Consider the following 14,450-nt stretch of genomic DNA (forward strand, 5'->3'; position numbering starts at 1 on the left):
GACAGCACCGTCCGCAGCGAACACGTGAACAGGAAGGACACCCCCATGCGCGTACGCGGTCTCCTCACGGCACTCCTGGTAGCGGTGGCGGCCCTCGGGGCGGCCGTGCCGGCCTCGTCGGCCGCGCCGGCCACGGGCGGCAGGCCGATCGAGAGGATCAGCGGCAACAGCCACGTCCTGATCAACCCGGAGCACGCCGGCCGGACGAACTGGAGCCCCGAGCAGGAGAGTTCCCTCGACGGCCGGCCGCTGACGATCCACGCGACCGAGCCGACCGCCAAGCCCGAGGCGGCCTCCGCCGCTGCCTCCGCCTCCGCCTCCGCCAAGGCGAGCGTCTGGGTCACCACCGGGCGGCTGCTCACCGGCGGCGGCGTCTGCACCGCCAACGTCGTCTCCAGCGCCAACCGCGACGTCATCGCCACCGCCCGGCACTGCGTGGAGGGCGGGCACGACTTCGCGTTCGCGCCCGGCTACGACGCGGGGAACACTCCCTACGGCTGGTGGACCTGGCGGGCGGCCGGCTGGGTCGACGCCCCCGCTCCGCAGGGCGACACCGCCTTCATCGTGCTGAACACCAAGGACGGCCGGCACATCGCGGACGTCGTCGGGGCCACCGGCATCGGGTTCAACCGGGACATCAACAACTACGCGCACATCATCGGCATCCCCATGAAGCGGGACGCCAAGGACGAGCACATGTTCTGGTGCGGCGGCCAGCCGGTGGCCGGCCCCGAGCAGCCGTCCACCGCGCTGATCGACAACTGCATCGGACTGGACGGCGGTGCCAGCGGCGGACCGTTCTTCGTGAACTACGACCAGAACGACGGCTCGGCCGTGCAGACCGGCGACTTCGTCACGGGGTACAGCTGGCAGGGCAAGTGGTGGGCGGTGAGCTCCTACTACCGCGACGAGGCCTACAACGTCTTCAACGGGGCGCAGCACGCCTGATCGCCCTCCTGAGCCCTCGCGTCGCCCGCCTCCGCCCGCCGCTCAGCCCGGCGGCCGGAGGCGGGCGAAGCGCCGGACGAGCGGGGCCAGGTAGTCGGCGTGCGGGCCCGGCAGGTCCGGAAGGCCGGCGGGGGAGCGGACGAAGGCCAGCTCGACCAGCTCCCGTTCCGGCGGCGCCAGGGCGGCGAAGCGCTCGCGCAGTTCGGTCTCCGGCCGGGGCGGGGCGAGGAAGAGCACGCCGACGCTGCCGTAGCGGCCGCGGGTGGCCGCCCAGAGCGTCAACTCCGTCGGCACGGCGCTCACCCCGGTCTCCTCGGCCAGTTCCCGGACGGCGTTGCGGCGCAGCGCGGCGAGGTCCAGGCGCTCGCCGTCGGGCGGGGGTTCGACGGCGCCGCCGGGCGGTTGCCAGCGTCCGGGGGCGGCGGTGGTCGGGGCCATCCGGCCGATCAGCACCCGGCCGTCGTCCGTGGGTTGGAGGACGCTCACGGACAGCGAGGCGGTGGGGGCGGTGGAGGTGGTGACCCGGCGGAGCGCGTAGTGCCGGTAGGTCACGCGCGACCAGGAGACGTGGAGTTCGCCGGGCCGGGGCCACGAGGTGCCCGCGCAGGCCACCACCGGGCCGTCGAAGAGCGCGGGGTTGGCCAGGACCATGTCCGCCCAGACCCGGTCCCGGGCCCGCCGCTCCTCGGCGGTGAGGCGGGGAGCGGGTACTTCGGCGAGCCGGACGCGGCGGACGCCGAGCACCTCGGCGGGCGGCGGGAGGAGCGGCGAGGGGGTCTCGGGCATCCGCCCATGGAAGCAGCCGGCGGGGCTCCGGGTCAGCCCGACGCGGCGGGAGAGGGCGGGAAGCCGTAGGCCCGGTCGGTCGCGGTCACCACCCAGAGCGGGAACTGGTCGAGCGGGATCGGCGGCGAGGCCAGGAAGTCGGGGCGCAGCACGGCGTCGGGGAAGAAGGCGACGTGGCAGCGGCGGCAGAACCAGGACGCCTGCCAGACGTGCTGGTGGCGTTGCCAGGAGGCGTTCATCACGGCGTAGTCGTCGGCGAAGGCGCGTTCGTGGCGGCGGCGGGAGACGGCGCGCGCGATCAGCCCGACGGTGAGCAGGCTGCCGGGGAGGGTGAGCGCGCCGAGGAAGACGGCGATCACCTCGACCGCTCCGGCGTCGGCGAGGTCCTCCCGGAGGGCCCTGGCGAGGGGCAGGACGCTCAACGTGATGAACACGCCCGCGAGGGCGTAGAAGACGGTGGCGACGGTGCTCTTGTGCGGGCCCGGCGCCGGGGGCGGCGGCGGGGCGAGCCGGGCGCGGGTGGGCTCGTCGAGCGGCGGGTGGGTGGTGGCCGCGAGGGCGTAGGGGACGGTGACGGTGCAGTCCGAGGCGGAGCACTGCGGGCAGGTGGCGCTCATCGAGCGGTCGGCTCCTGGGGCGTATCGAAACTGTGTGCGCGAAGTACAGCACAGAAGCCCGGACCCCGTCACCGGTGGACACGAGATCGACGGGCCGCGGCGTCGGCCTCAGCGGTGCCAGCAGTGCCCGACCGCTTCCACCAGACCGGCCAACTCGGCGGCCGTCGGCCGCGACGGTGCCCAGACCGGCAACGCGGGCACATCTACGGCCGGCACGAGCGAAGTACAGCGGCCCCCGACCGGAGAGCCAGGTCGGGGGCCGAGGAGGGCCGGTGGTGGCGCTGCCGTTCAGCGGAACGGCAGCGCCTGGGTGCTGCCTCCCGCCAGGACGTGCCGGTAGGCGTCCGAGTCGTCGAGTGCGCGGTACCTCACCACGGGGTCGCCGGCCCGCACGAGGGCAGTTGCGCAGGTGAGGCACCATGGTCGTGGCGGCTGCGCGTCGAGATCCTCGATCGCTGCTGGAGCGGTGCGGCACTCGGCGCAAACAGCCATGGTGTCCTCGCGGTTCTCAGGACCAGGTCGAGCCGCACTGGGTGCAGCCCCACCGGCCGTCCATCGTCTGGAAGGTGGAGGCAGATCCGCACACCGGGCAGGTGCGGGCACTCGCCTCGCGCTCCTTGTCGCGCAGAGTACCGGTCTTCGGCGCCGTGGTGGGGTGGGTCGGGGAACTGGGCCTGGTGAGCAGAACCACGCTCATGGGATCTCCTCCGGTCGATGTGATGCAGGGAGCGCGCCGGCCGGGCATCACCAGACAACCCGCCCGCTAGCCCGAACGGGGGGTACTGCGCGTGCTGCGCACGCCCTGTGCGTGCCACGCACACGCCATGCGCGCCCTCCCCGGTGGTCTCGTGCGGCCAGTAGCGTGGCCGACCGAGCCAGCTCGTGTAGTTGGAGGTCGCGACGTTGTCGACGCTTGAGCCTCGTCAGCTCGGGATGGTCATCAGGGCCGCTCGTGCGGCGCAGCGGATGACTCAGGTGCAGTTGGGTCAGAAGTGCGGGTATTCGGCGTCGGCCATCAGCCGTGTCGAGGCCGGACTGCTTCGCCCTGCCGAGCGAACGCTCGCACTCATGGCCGAAGCACTCGGCCTGTTGCCGAGCGCCATCGGGCTGGATCGACCAGCTACGCTGACAACTGAGGTGACACAAGATCAGGAGGATGCGATGCTCCGCAGACAGCTGCTCGCGGCAGGCGTGGCTGCAGCCGGGGTCTCGATGCTTCCGTCACCTGCCGGTGCGGCCCCGCAAGATCCGGCCACGCGCATTCTCGGCGCGCTCTACGAGCCGTTGACCGCCGAGCCCATCACAGGTCGGCAGCTGGCGTTGTTGCTGCATGAGGCGCGTGAACACTTCACCGCCGCGCGGTACCAGGCCCTCGGCGTGGTCCTGCCAAACTTGCTCGGAGCGGCGGAAGCCACCCGAGAGTGCCTGACCGGCAGGGCCCGGGAAGAGGCCCACGGACTCGTCGCGCGCGCTTGGGTGCTGGCCACCGAATTGGCGGTGAAGTCCCACGCGGACATCGCATGGGCCACTGCTGACCGGGCTCTGGCCGCTGCCCAGGCCAGCGGTGATCCGGTGGTCCGCGGCGAGGCGGCGCGCGTTCTGGCGATCACGATGCGGCGCGCCGGTCGACCGGCCGCCGCAGTGGACCTTCTCCGCCGCAGTGCCGACCTGCTCGCAAGCGACTCGACGGCCGAGTCGCAGGCGGTGGCTGCGACGCTCCTGCTGACGGCTGCCTACACGGCGGCCTGCGGACAGCGCCGCAGTGACGCCCTCGACCTGATGACCGGCGCGGAGGATGCGGTGGCGCGTTTGGCGGTCGAGAGCCACCCCCCAAGGGGCAAGCTGTTCACCGTGGATGCCACCGAGTCGCAGGTTGCGCTCTACTGGATGGGTGTTCACACCGTGTTGGGGACACCCGACCAAGGCGTTCCTTACGCCGCGAGCATCGCTCCGCAGCAACTGCCGTCGGCCGAACGGCGCGCGCGTTTCGGGACGGATAGCGCGCGGATGTGGCATCGCCTGGGCGACCACCGCCGGACCTTCGTCGCCCTGCGGTTCGTCGAGCAGGCCGCACCGGAGGAACTGCGCCGCCCGGCTCTGAGGGCCCTCACTGCGGACCTCCTGTACACACCGGTAGCACTTCCGGGCGTCCGTGAGTTCGCCCGCCGGACCGGCGTCGCCTGACAGGAGTCCGGTGTCGGCGGGCCGGGCGTACAGGAGGCCTTTCGGGCGGCGAAGCGGGTTCGCGTCAGATGGTGCCGAACTCGCCGGCCTGGACGGTGGTGACGAAGGATCGCCAGGCGTCGGTGGGGAAGACGAGGGCGGGGCCGGCCGGGTCCTTGGAGTCGCGGACGGGCACGCCGCCGGGGTGGCCGTCGGCGACTTCGGCCGCACCCGTGAGGTCAACGGACATGGTTTTCGAACCCCTTCCCTAGGCCCCGGTCCACGGTAGGCGCGGTCGGAAAGGCGGGGGACAGGGGGCCTCCGCGTGGGATAGGACTGCCCGGTGAAGCTGAGCACCACAGTCCACCGCGTCCGGCACGGTGGCGAGGAGTACCGGGTCGTGAAGGCGGGCCCGCGGTCGGGGCGTGCCGTGTTGTACGACACGGACTGGTCGCTGGACATGTACGTGGACCGCCAGGCGGCGGAGAGCCTCGCGGTGGCCTGGGGGCTGGCCGCGCGCTCGCGGCGGTCGCTGGTGTACGTGCCGCTGAAGGCGGGGCGGCGTGAGGGGCCGAAGGGGTTGGGGGAGTGGCGGTGGTCGCCGGTCGTGCTGGACCTGGTGCTGGTGCACCACAGCCTGGGGTTCCCGCCGTCGCGGTGGAAGGCGGTGCGGGGCCGGCTGGGGGCGGGGAGGCCGCACACGGTGGAGATCCCGGAGAGCGACTTCCCGAGGGACGACGAGTTCGACCACGCTCCCCGGCACTTCGAGGGATGGCGCGACGAGCTGCGGTTCGGCCTGGCGGCGGACACGCTGTTCCTGACCGGGAGCGCCCGGGCGTTCCGGACCACCGGGGCGCTGCTGCACTCGCTGGTGAGCGACGGCCCGGCCCAGGCCCTGAGGCACCCGGGGTCGCACGAGTGCGTCACGTTGGAGGACGAGGGCCACAGGACGGGATGGCCGCGGAGGGTCGGGCCGGGGGTGCTGCACATTCAGTACGCCCACGGGTGGGGGGTGGCGTAGGCGGTAGGTGTGCGGGACAGCCCGGCCGTTCAGCGACGAGGGCCCTGGCCGCCTTGGCGGTCAGGGCCCCTGGGTGGTGAGGTTCAGATGGTGCCGAACTCGCCGGCCTGGACGGCGGTGACGAAGGATCGCCAGGCGTCGGTGGGGAAGAGGAGCGTGGGGCCGGTGGCGTCCTTGGAGTCACGGACCGGAACGAGACCGGGGAAGCCAGGGGAAACCTCGACACAGTCGCCGCCCTGGCCACTGTGCGTGCTCTTGTGCCACTGAGCCCCGGTGAGGTCAACGTGCTGCATGGCTCTCAAATTCCTTCCGTACCGCCCTGATCAGCTCCAATGAGCCGGCTCGGGGCAGCGCTTCGACTTGCAGCCGATCGTAGTCCCTGGTCCACGACGACAGTATCTGGGAATCCCGCTCCAAGTAGCCCGTCTTATGGCTCTCCGTGTAGCCCAGTGACTTGCCGCTCGGCATGGTCAACAGTGTCACCGTGTGGGCGAACGGCCGGTCCTCTCCGAGGCCGAGTGGTGCGACCTGGAGAGTGATGTGCGGTTGCTGAGACAGATGCTCCAGGGACTTGAGCTGTCTGGCCATCACTCCCGGTCCACCGATTGGCCGTCGTAGGTTCCACTCGTCAATCACTGCCTGGATGAAGGGAGGCGGGGTTCGCCTGAGGTTCTCCTGGCGGTTCAGTAGGAATTTCACGCGAGCCTCGGCCTGCTGGTGAGTACTTGTGCCACGCCTAACAGCGGCCAGCTCGTAGGCCGTCGCATACTCCTCGGTTTGAAGGAGCCCTGAGATCACGCCCAGGTGGAAGAGCCGCACGGCGACTGCTTTGGCTTCCTTCTCCGCGTACTCCGGGAAGCCTTCCTTGAGTACCGCGTGCTCCAGCTGGTCGAGCATCAGCTCGATGGTGCCTCCGGTATCGAGAGCACGATCGACCTCCTGGGCGAGGCGGCGACTCGGCGGCTCAATTCCTCGTTCAATTCGCGAGATGTAGGACGCCGAAAAGCTGACTAGTTCGCCCAGCTGTGGCTGTGTCAGGCCGCGAGACTCCCGTGACCTGCGGATTTGAATGCCGATAGGAGCACTGGGAGATGACGTTGGATCGAGCTTTCGGCGGTTCACGCTGCCTCCAACTGAACTTGGGCTGATTCGCCAGTTCTGTGGCTTCCGATCGTAGCCTCTTCAGCCCCACCATGGATACGGGTCGTAGTGATCTCAATGCACAGTGCAACCAGGAGCCCCCATGCCCAGTCACCCCCGCATGCCCATTCACACCCCCACCGTCGGCGAAGTCGTCCGGGACCTCGGGCACCGGGACTTCTCCGGGAATCCCGTCGAGGCCGTCTACATGGACACCCTCGCCGGGCTCGTCTACCTCCGCCCCGAATCCGGGGGCTGCGAGTGGACGACCAAGCCCGAGTTCCTCCAGGCGCTCGCCGAGCCCCGCTTCGTCAGCGTCCAGCACCCCAGCCGGCCGCGCACCGCCGACGTGGCGTGAAGCTGCTCGGCGCCGTCCTCGGCGTTGCCGCCCTCTCCGCCCTCACCGCCGCCGCCTGCTGGCCCATCCACGACGGGCCGCTCGCGCCGCAGTTGCTGATATCCGGGCTGATCCTCACCGCCGGCATCTGCGCCGGACTGCCCGCCTGCTTCACCTGGCTCTCGCACGAACAGGAGCACCCCCGCATGCTGCACAACCTCCCCACCATCCTCACCACCCCGCCCCGCCGACGCCTCGGCCACCAGACCCTCATCCTCAACCGCGACGGCGCCGTCCTCCTCATCGGAACCGCCTACCGCAGCGGCCTCACCCTCCCCGGCGGCAGCGCCGAGGCCAACGAACTCCCCCACCTCGCCGCCCGCCGCCACACCGAGACCGAAACCGGCCTCGTCCTCCCCCTCCGCCACATCCTCGCCACCGACTACGTCGACGCCCGAACCCTCCCCGAAGGCATCAACTTCGTCTACTGGGGCGGCCACCTCACCCCCGCCCAAGAGGACATCGTCGCCCGCCACCGGCCCCCCGCCACCATCACCGCCGTCCACTGGCTCCACCCCCACCAACTCGCCGACGCCATGCCCCCCGACCAGCACCGCCGCACCACCCACGCCCTCACCGCCCTCACCCGCGGCATCCACCTCCCCCTCCTCCTCCGCGGCACCCCCGCCGAATAGCCCGACCCGAAGCACGGCCCGGGGGCCGGAACCAGCTGGTTCCGGCCCCCGGGGTCCGTCCGCTCGGGGTCAGTTGGTCTGGTAGCGCGCGGCGGTGAAGTCGAAGCCGGGCGTGAGGTCGGGCTTGGTCACGGTGGCGGTTCCGGCCGTGACCAGGCGGTTGCTGGAGTCGAGGGCGACGCCGCGGGCCGACGCACCGCCGGTGCCGAAGGGGGTGGTGACGATGCCCGACGTGCCCCAACTGGTGTCGAGGAGGCCGTTGGAGGTGTAGCGGAGCACGGTCTGCACGCCGCTGGTGGGGTCGAGCGGGAAGGGGGAGACCTCGTTGCTCTCGCCGGCGGCGTAGATCTTGCCGGCCGGGCCGATGGTGACGGAGCGGGCCTCGTCGCCGAGCAGGCTGACCTTGGTGGTGGTCTTGCCGAGGGTGCCGAAGGAGAGGTTGAGGCTGCCGTCGGCGTTCAGCTCGGTCAGGCCGAAGGCGCCGCTCCCGATGATGTTGAACGGGTCGATCGACTGAGCCAGGCCGGCGAGGACGATCTTGCCGTTGTTGCCGCCGTTGGTCAGGGTGATGCCGAACGCGAGGTCCGACAGCAGCCCGAAGGAGACGTGGGCGGAGCCGGCGGTGCCGAAGGTGGTGTCCAGGCTGCCGTCGGTGTTGAACCGCGCGGCGAGGAAGTTGGTGTTGGCGGTCAGCGCGTTGACGTTGAATCCGCCGGCGATGAGCTTGCCGTCGTTGCGCTGGGCGAGCCCGAAGAAGTGGCTGGAGGCGCCGAGTTGCAGGGTGGTGAGCCCGAGGCCGCCGCCGAAGGTGGTGTCCAGGCTGCCGTCGGTGTTCAGCCGCACCAGCAGGCCGTTGGGTCCGGCCGCGCCGGCGCCGACGATCTTGCCGTCGGGCTGGACGACCAGGCCTCGGATGCCGTCGCCGAGGCCGCCGGAGATGTTCAGCACGACCTTGCCGCCGGTGCCGAAGGAGGTGTCGAGCGTTCCGTCGGTGTTCAGCCGGGCGAACGCGGCGCTGGCGGTCTGCTCGTTCAAGCCGGTGAAGCCCGCGACGACGATCTTCCCGTCGGAGGGCTGGATCGCCACGGCCCGGGCGATGTTGGTGGTGGGGGAGCCGAGGACCGAGAAGGCGACGGTGCCGGGGACGGGACTGGTGGCGCCGAAGCTCGTGTCCAGGGACCCGTCGGTGTTGTAACGGGCCAGCGCGAACTGGGAGTTGCTGGGGGTGACCGGGATGCTGAGCCCCAGTCGCCCGGCGGTGACGATCTTCCCGTCGGACGGCTGGATGGCCAGCGCGTTGCCGACGTCGGGGAGCGAGGGCGTGCCACCGAAGTCGGTGGTCACCTTGCCGCCGACGCCGAAGGTGGTGTCCAGCGCCCCGGGCGTGGCGCTGGCGGGGACGGCGGTGACGAGGGCGATGGCGACGCCGGTCGCTGCGGCGAGGCGGCGCGCGCTGAGCATGCGCATGACAGAATCCTCTTTCGCTGAGGGGGAGGCCGGGCAGGGGCCCGGGAACGACGGGTGCCCGCGGGTGCGCTCCGTTTGCGCGCATGCCCGAGCGGGCGGGAGGGAAGGATCGGTGCGGGAACGTCTGGCCGCATGACGGCATCGGTCGATGCGGCGTGCGGGCCAGGAGGGGCGTGCCGTACGGAGGGTGACGGATCCGTCCGGGGGGTCAGGCGGCGGTAGGACGCCTGCCCGGGCAACACGGGGCCACCTGCCATTGGCATATGCCGGAGGTTCAGGCCGCCGACCGGTCCTGCGGAACCGGCCGCGTCGCCATCGTGGCGCACCGGCGCGCGCCGGGGCAAGGCTTTCCGGCCGCAAGCTCGCCTTGGCTCGGAAACGGCGGGCGAGCGGGGGTTGATCGAACTTCCGTACGCCTTCGGGGCCCTGTCTGACCAGCGGATTCGCCGCGGCCGGACCGCGCCGGCCGGACCTCGCCCTGCCAGCGTGTTACCCCTGTCCGCGCGCCCCCCGGCGTACGCCCCCTGGCATCTCATACGCCGGGAGCTGGACGTCACGCCCGCCGAACTCCCGTGCCGCGCACTGGGTTCCCGTCGCTCAGGCGCTGCCGGCGGGCGCCGTCCAGCGGCTCAGCTTCTCCGGGTTGCGGACCGCCCAGATGCGGGTGATCCGGCCGTCGACGAGGTCGAGGGCGGCCACCGTCGCGGTGACGCCGTCGCGTCGGGCGACCAGGCCGGGGGAACCGTTGACGGTGCGCTCCAGGAGGGTGAGGCCCGGCGCCTTCTCGGCCATCAGGACGAGGTACCGGGCGATCCGCGCGCCGCCCTCGACCGGGCGGAGCACGGCGCCGACCAGGCCGCCGCCGTCGGCGACCATCGTGGCGGCCGGGTCGAGGAGGCCGACCAGGGCCTCGATGTCCTTGGCCTCCCACGCCTCCCTGAACCGCCGTACCACACCGGCCTGCTGGGTCCGCCCGAGGTCGGGGACCCGTGCGGCGCGGACCCGTCGGCGGGCCGAGGAGGCCAGTTGCCGGCAGGCCGCCGGTGTGCGGTCGACGATCACGGCGATCTCGGGGAACGGGTAGCGGAAGACGTCGTGCAGGACGAACACCACCCGCTCGGCCGGCGTCATCGACTCCAGGACGACGAGGAAGGCCATGCCCACCGACTCGTCCAGGGTGATCCGGTCGGCGGGATCGGCGGACCCGTCCCCGCCGGCGCCGGGCCACTCGGCGCGGTCGGGCAGCGGCTCCGGCAGCCACTCGCCGACGTAGCGCTCGCGCCGGAACCGCGCCGAGCCGAGCACGTCCAGGCAGATCCGGCTGACCACCGTCGTCAGCCAGGCCCCGGGCGCCAGGACCGTGCGCCGCCGCGCCGCGGACAGCGCGTACCAGCGGGCGTACGCCTCCTGCACGGCGTCCTCGGCCTCGGCCGGTGAACCGAGCATCCGGTAGGCGAGGTTGATCAGGTGGCGCCGCTCGCCGACGGCCGCCTCCACGAGTCCTCCGGACCGCGCGTCCTCGGTGTCCATGCCGGTCGCCCCCCGTTCGTCCCCACCCGCCTCACACTTCGCGGGCCCGCGTCGTCGAATCACCGGGACACTACCGATCGACCGCCGCGAGGCAGGAAGAGGGACCGCACCATGGCCATCCCGTCGAGTGCCGCACCGACCACCGCACCGACCACCACACCGACCGCCGCACCGACCACCCGGCGTCGTGGCGTCACGTTCCTCCGGGTCGCGCTCGCCCTGCAGACCCTGGCGGTCCTCTTCCAGGCGACCACCGCCGGCCTGCTGCTCTCCACCTCCTACGGCGAGACGCTGCACAGCGTCGGCGCGCGGGTGATGTACGGCGCCTCGATGCTCTACCTGCTGGCCGCGATCCTGGCCTGGCGGCCGGGCGGCGGCCCGGCCCGGCCGATCGGGTACGCCGCCGGATTCCTGGCGCTGGCCTCGGTCCAGGTGGTGCTGGGCGTCGCCCGCCAGTCGGCGCCGCACGTGCCCCTGGGCGTGCTGATGTTCGGCCTGAGCCTGCTCGACCTGGGCCGGGGCCTGTCCGCCGGCGCCGGCGCGCGCCGCGGCTGAGGGGGCGCCGCCCGGGCCGGACGTGGTCCGGATCACAGGAACTCCGGCGGCCGTGCGGGCAGGTCAGGGCATGAGCACTCCTCCTGTACCCCGCCGGAACGTCCTCCGCGCCCTGGCCGTCGCCGTCACGCTGGTGGGCGGTGTGACGCCCGCCTGGGGCGGCGCGGCCTTCGCCGCGGAGGCCGAGACGTACACCCTCACCATCCGGCACCTCGACCGCGCCGGCCAGGCGCCGGAGCGGTACTCCACCACCGTCGCCGGAATCTCCGGCGCGGGCGCCGCCGAGCTGGTGCACCCGTACGACGAGTCCGGGACCACCACCGTGCGGTTGCCCAAGGGCCGCTACCTGCTGGAGAGCAGCCTGTTCACGGGGCGGCCGGAGGACGGCACCGACTGGATCGTCCAGCCCCGCCTCGACCTCGACCGCGACACCACCGTCACCGTCGACGCCCGGACCACCGCCCCGGTCGACGTCCGCCCGGCCGACGGCTCCGCGCGCTTCCTGCAGGGCGGGATGTTCCTGGAGGTCACCCACGGGGGCGCCACCCGGATGGCCAGCATGGTCAGGCTGAGGGCGACGCCGCTGCGGGTGGCCCACCTCGGCCCCGAGACCGAGGCCGGGGCGGTGCGGCAGTGGTACGACACGTACTGGACCGGCGACACCGCCACCTACGCGCTCGGCCAGACCTTCTCCGGCACCCGCGCCCTGACCGGGCTCACCCGCCAGTACGCCGCGGCGGAGCTGGCGACCCTCCAGCTGCGCGGCGCGGCGCGGCCGGGGGCCGGCGGGACGGCGCTCATGGACCTGGCACCGACCCCCGGTCAGGGCGCCGGACCGACCATCGGCGTCGCGCAGGAGATGCCCGTCCCCGGTACCGCCACCTTCCTCGTCACGCCGCAGCGCGGCACCTGGGACGTCTCCCTCGCGCCGCCCGGGGCGGAGGGCGCGCCGAGGAACCGTTACTTCGCCAACCGCATCGCGCTGCGCGCCGGGGCGACGACCACGCACACCTTCGACAGCCCGGTCTTCGGCCCCACCCTCACCGACCGCCGGGGTGTCGTGCGGGACGGCGACACCCTCGTCGCCGACCTCCCGCTGCTCGGCGACGGCGACGGCCACGCGCCGTCGGAGCCGTCCTTCGACGCGGCCTTCACCTCGCTCTACCGCGACGGCGCGCTGGTCGGCACCCGGTCCGGCGCGGACAGCGCGGCCGGACGCGCCGAGTTCACCGTGCCCCCGGGGCAGGCCTCGTACCGCCTGGCCGCCACGGCGACCCGCCGGGCGGCGACCGGCGCGACGACCCGGGTGAACGCGTCGTGGACCTTCGCGTCGGCCGCGACGGGCGGGCCGACCCCGGTGCCGGTGAGCGTGGTGCGGTTCTCGCCCGAGCTGAGCCCGGCCGGCACCGCGACGGCCGGGAGCGCGCTGCGGGTGCCGCTCACCGTGCAGGGCGCCGCCGCGGACGGCCGTGTCCGCGCGCTGACGGTCTCGGCGTCGACCGACGGGGGCGCCTCGTGGACCCGCCTCCCGGTCGAGGCCGACGCCGTGACCGTGCAGAACCCGGCGGCCGGTACCGGCGTCGCGCTGCGCGCGGAGCTGACCGACACCGACGGCAACACCCTCGACCAGACCGTCTTCGACGCCTACCGCACCGAGTGACGCGTGGAGTGCTGATTCGCGCCACCGGGGGGCCAAAACCGGTATGCCTCAAGGGGTTTCGGGTCGATCGGGTGCGCGGGTGGAAGCATTGGCCATGTGAAGCGTGACATTGCATCAAGCTGTCAAAGCCCCTCCTCGAAGGAGAGAACCCCGATGAAGCGACTTGTCGCCGTCCTCGCGGCCGGTGCCGCGCTGTCCGGGCTCGGCGTCGCGGGCGCCACCCAGGCCACCGCCCGGACCACCGGCACGACCACCTGCGGCTACGGTGTCGGGACGTCGGTCTGCCTGACGGTCGACGGCCGCCTCGCGTCCGCCACCGGCTGGGTGGGGTCGGCCGGCGGGCCCCCGCAGATGGCCGGCTTCGAGTTGGAACTCCGGACCACCACCGGCAGCAGCCTGGAACGCGAGGACCTCGGCGCCGTCGTGGGGGCCGGCGGGATCACGGTCGGCCCGGTGGCGGCCACCGTCCCGTGCGGCGTCGGCATCACCGCCACCTTCACCACCACCCGGCAGGGCCGGCCGACGGTGAGCGCCACGGTCACGGTGCCGCCCGTCTGCTGAGCCCCGGTCAGTCCTCGCGCTCGGCACGCAGGCCGGGCGGCGGTGCTGGAGGCCGAACTCCGCCTCCAGCACCGCCCGGACGCCCCGCTCGCCGTCGACTTCTCCACCGTCACGGTGCCGTCCAGGGAGAGGTGGCCGTCGGGCGAGCGCGGGTGGGCGGCCACGTACCGGTCGGCGACGCCGATGTCCGGCGGGGGCGCCGGGTCGAGGGTGAAGGACACCAGCGCCCGCCACCCGTCGTCCCTCCGGACCTGGAGCACCCACACCGGCACGGGGCCGTCCGGGTCCTCCAGAACCAGCCGGTGCCGCCGGCCCCACCCCTCCCGGACCGGGCCGGGGACCATCGGCAGCGGCTCCAGCAGCGCGTCGGCCGAGCCGAACCCGACGTCGACCAGGTGGGTGCGCGGCCGTACCTCCCCGGGGCGGGCGCCCACCCGCCCGGTGTGGTGGGCGACGCCTCAGCCCATCCGCTCCAGGACGGCGGCGAACAGGGTGTTCTGTTCGAAGCAGTGCGCCCACCGCGCGCGCCCGCGACGATCCTGGCCTCCAGATCGGCGACCTCCGGCGACGGCACGGTGCCGACCACCACGTCGATGTTCTCGAACGGCACCGCCGGCACATGCGCGTTCTGTAACGCCCGGAGCGTGGCCACGGTGGGCTCCCGCCCGCCGTCCCACCCGGTCCGCGCGAAGTACCTGTCGAGATCGACGCCCGTACCGCCACCGTACGAGCCGATCGCCGCCCGGGCCGCGGGCCGCGGTTCGGCTCGTGGTCGACCGCTGGGACGGACTCGCCGTGGCGGTGGCCGACGTGTGCGGCAGGGCCGCCGCAGGCCGTTACACAGCCGATGAGCCGCCGTGACACGACCGGCCGGGGACCGCGACACGGGCTTCCTACTGTCGCTCTCGACGCACCGGCCACACCGGGCCGGACCCCGCGTCACGAGCGTCACACGCACGAATGGAGAGTT

The 14,450-nt window shown here is 72.8% G+C and carries 17 protein-coding genes and 3 pseudogenes; 8 read left to right on the forward strand and 12 right to left on the reverse strand.

From position 1 onward, the window contains the following. Positions 1 to 45: 45 nt before the first annotated feature. On the forward strand, positions 46 to 948 hold the full coding sequence (locus ABTX81_RS22080; protein WP_350548284.1) for a trypsin-like serine peptidase: 903 nt from the start codon (positions 46 to 48) through the stop codon (positions 946 to 948). Positions 949 to 990: 42 nt separating this feature from the next. Here the strand turns inward: ABTX81_RS22080 and ABTX81_RS22085 are convergent, their stop codons facing one another. The 4 genes from ABTX81_RS22085 to ABTX81_RS22100 all read right to left on the reverse strand — a co-directional run bounded on the left by ABTX81_RS22085 (position 991) and on the right by ABTX81_RS22100 (position 3,048). Next, on the reverse strand, positions 991 to 1,734 hold the full coding sequence (locus ABTX81_RS22085; protein ID WP_350548286.1) for an NUDIX hydrolase: 744 nt from the start codon (positions 1,732 to 1,734) through the stop codon (positions 991 to 993). 32 nt (positions 1,735 to 1,766) lie between these two features. Further along, positions 1,767 to 2,351 (reverse strand): hypothetical protein, encoded by a 585-nt coding sequence (locus tag ABTX81_RS22090; protein WP_350548288.1) that lies wholly within the window; start codon positions 2,349 to 2,351, stop codon positions 1,767 to 1,769. A 288-nt stretch (positions 2,352 to 2,639) separates the two neighbouring features. After that, the gene (locus ABTX81_RS22095; RefSeq protein WP_350548290.1) at positions 2,640 to 2,843 is read right to left on the reverse strand and encodes a hypothetical protein; all 204 of its coding nucleotides are present in this window, start codon (positions 2,841 to 2,843) and stop codon (positions 2,640 to 2,642) included. Between the two features lie 16 nt (positions 2,844 to 2,859). Then, positions 2,860 to 3,048 carry a hypothetical protein gene (locus ABTX81_RS22100; RefSeq protein WP_350548292.1) on the reverse strand — a complete coding sequence of 63 codons (189 nt, stop codon included), beginning with the start codon at positions 3,046 to 3,048 and terminating at the stop codon, positions 2,860 to 2,862. A 236-nt stretch (positions 3,049 to 3,284) separates the two neighbouring features. Between ABTX81_RS22100 and ABTX81_RS22105 the strand changes: the two genes are divergently transcribed. Further along, the gene (locus ABTX81_RS22105) at positions 3,285 to 4,535 is read left to right on the forward strand and encodes a helix-turn-helix domain-containing protein (RefSeq protein ID WP_350548475.1); all 1,251 of its coding nucleotides are present in this window, start codon (positions 3,285 to 3,287) and stop codon (positions 4,533 to 4,535) included. A 64-nt stretch (positions 4,536 to 4,599) separates the two neighbouring features. Here the strand turns inward: ABTX81_RS22105 and ABTX81_RS22110 are convergent, their stop codons facing one another. Next, a complete protein-coding gene (locus ABTX81_RS22110; RefSeq protein WP_350548294.1) occupies positions 4,600 to 4,764 on the reverse strand; it encodes a DUF397 domain-containing protein in 165 nt (54 codons plus the stop codon). A 180-nt stretch (positions 4,765 to 4,944) separates the two neighbouring features. Here ABTX81_RS22110 and ABTX81_RS22115 point away from each other — a divergent pair, with 180 nt between their 5' ends. Beyond that, a complete protein-coding gene (locus tag ABTX81_RS22115) occupies positions 4,945 to 5,535 on the forward strand; it encodes a hypothetical protein (protein WP_350548296.1) in 591 nt (196 codons plus the stop codon). Between the two features lie 83 nt (positions 5,536 to 5,618). Here the strand turns inward: ABTX81_RS22115 and ABTX81_RS22120 are convergent, their stop codons facing one another. From ABTX81_RS22120 to ABTX81_RS22130, 3 genes and pseudogenes are all read right to left on the reverse strand, one after another. Continuing rightward, entirely contained in the window at positions 5,619 to 5,828 is a 210-nt protein-coding gene (locus ABTX81_RS22120) for a DUF397 domain-containing protein (protein ID WP_350548298.1), read from the reverse strand. After that, on the reverse strand, positions 5,815 to 6,432 hold the full coding sequence (locus ABTX81_RS22125; RefSeq protein ID WP_350548477.1) for a DUF5753 domain-containing protein: 618 nt from the start codon (positions 6,430 to 6,432) through the stop codon (positions 5,815 to 5,817). Before ABTX81_RS22125 ends, ABTX81_RS22120 begins: the two co-directional genes overlap by 14 nt. Positions 6,433 to 6,456: 24 nt before the next feature. Next, positions 6,457 to 6,657, reverse strand: a pseudogene (locus ABTX81_RS22130) (helix-turn-helix domain-containing protein); the annotation flags it as partial. A gap of 139 nt (positions 6,658 to 6,796) precedes the next feature. Between ABTX81_RS22130 and ABTX81_RS22135 the strand changes: the two are divergent. Together ABTX81_RS22135 and ABTX81_RS22140 are read left to right on the forward strand one after the other, a co-directional pair. Beyond that, on the forward strand, positions 6,797 to 7,033 hold the full coding sequence (locus ABTX81_RS22135) for a hypothetical protein (protein WP_350548300.1): 237 nt from the start codon (positions 6,797 to 6,799) through the stop codon (positions 7,031 to 7,033). Continuing rightward, positions 7,030 to 7,707, forward strand: coding sequence for an NUDIX domain-containing protein (locus ABTX81_RS22140; RefSeq protein ID WP_350548302.1), 678 nt, complete (start codon positions 7,030 to 7,032; stop codon positions 7,705 to 7,707). The genes ABTX81_RS22135 and ABTX81_RS22140 overlap by 4 nt, the downstream gene beginning before the upstream one ends. 69 nt (positions 7,708 to 7,776) lie before the next feature. Here ABTX81_RS22140 and ABTX81_RS22145 read toward each other — a convergent pair whose 3' ends face one another. Together ABTX81_RS22145 and sigJ are read right to left on the reverse strand one after the other, a co-directional pair. Then, positions 7,777 to 9,174, reverse strand: a complete 1,398-nt coding sequence (locus tag ABTX81_RS22145) for a hypothetical protein (RefSeq protein ID WP_350548304.1) — start codon at positions 9,172 to 9,174, stop codon at positions 7,777 to 7,779. Between the two features lie 597 nt (positions 9,175 to 9,771). Then, positions 9,772 to 10,704, reverse strand: coding sequence for an RNA polymerase sigma factor SigJ (gene sigJ, locus ABTX81_RS22150; RefSeq protein ID WP_350548306.1), 933 nt, complete (start codon positions 10,702 to 10,704; stop codon positions 9,772 to 9,774). Between the two features lie 111 nt (positions 10,705 to 10,815). Between sigJ and ABTX81_RS22155 the strand changes: the two genes are divergently transcribed. From ABTX81_RS22155 to ABTX81_RS22165, 3 genes are all read left to right on the forward strand, one after another. Continuing rightward, a complete protein-coding gene (locus ABTX81_RS22155) occupies positions 10,816 to 11,259 on the forward strand; it encodes a hypothetical protein (protein ID WP_350548308.1) in 444 nt (147 codons plus the stop codon). A 70-nt stretch (positions 11,260 to 11,329) separates the two neighbouring features. Further along, entirely contained in the window at positions 11,330 to 12,919 is a 1,590-nt protein-coding gene (locus tag ABTX81_RS22160) for a serine protease (RefSeq protein WP_350548310.1), read from the forward strand. A gap of 153 nt (positions 12,920 to 13,072) precedes the next feature. Further along, positions 13,073 to 13,480, forward strand: coding sequence for a hypothetical protein (locus ABTX81_RS22165; RefSeq protein ID WP_350548493.1), 408 nt, complete (start codon positions 13,073 to 13,075; stop codon positions 13,478 to 13,480). A gap of 152 nt (positions 13,481 to 13,632) precedes the next feature. On the opposite strand, the pseudogene ABTX81_RS39690 reads toward ABTX81_RS22165, so the two are convergent. Together ABTX81_RS39690 and ABTX81_RS22175 are read right to left on the reverse strand one after the other, a co-directional pair. Next, positions 13,633 to 13,914 (reverse strand): annotated as a pseudogene (locus tag ABTX81_RS39690) (arylamine N-acetyltransferase); the annotation flags it as partial. A gap of 92 nt (positions 13,915 to 14,006) precedes the next feature. Continuing rightward, positions 14,007 to 14,438: pseudogene (locus tag ABTX81_RS22175) on the reverse strand (hypothetical protein); the annotation flags it as partial. Positions 14,439 to 14,450 lie beyond the last annotated feature (12 nt).

The organism is Kitasatospora sp. NPDC097605 (genome assembly GCF_040302725.1).
Lineage (GTDB): Bacteria > Actinomycetota > Actinomycetes > Streptomycetales > Streptomycetaceae > Kitasatospora.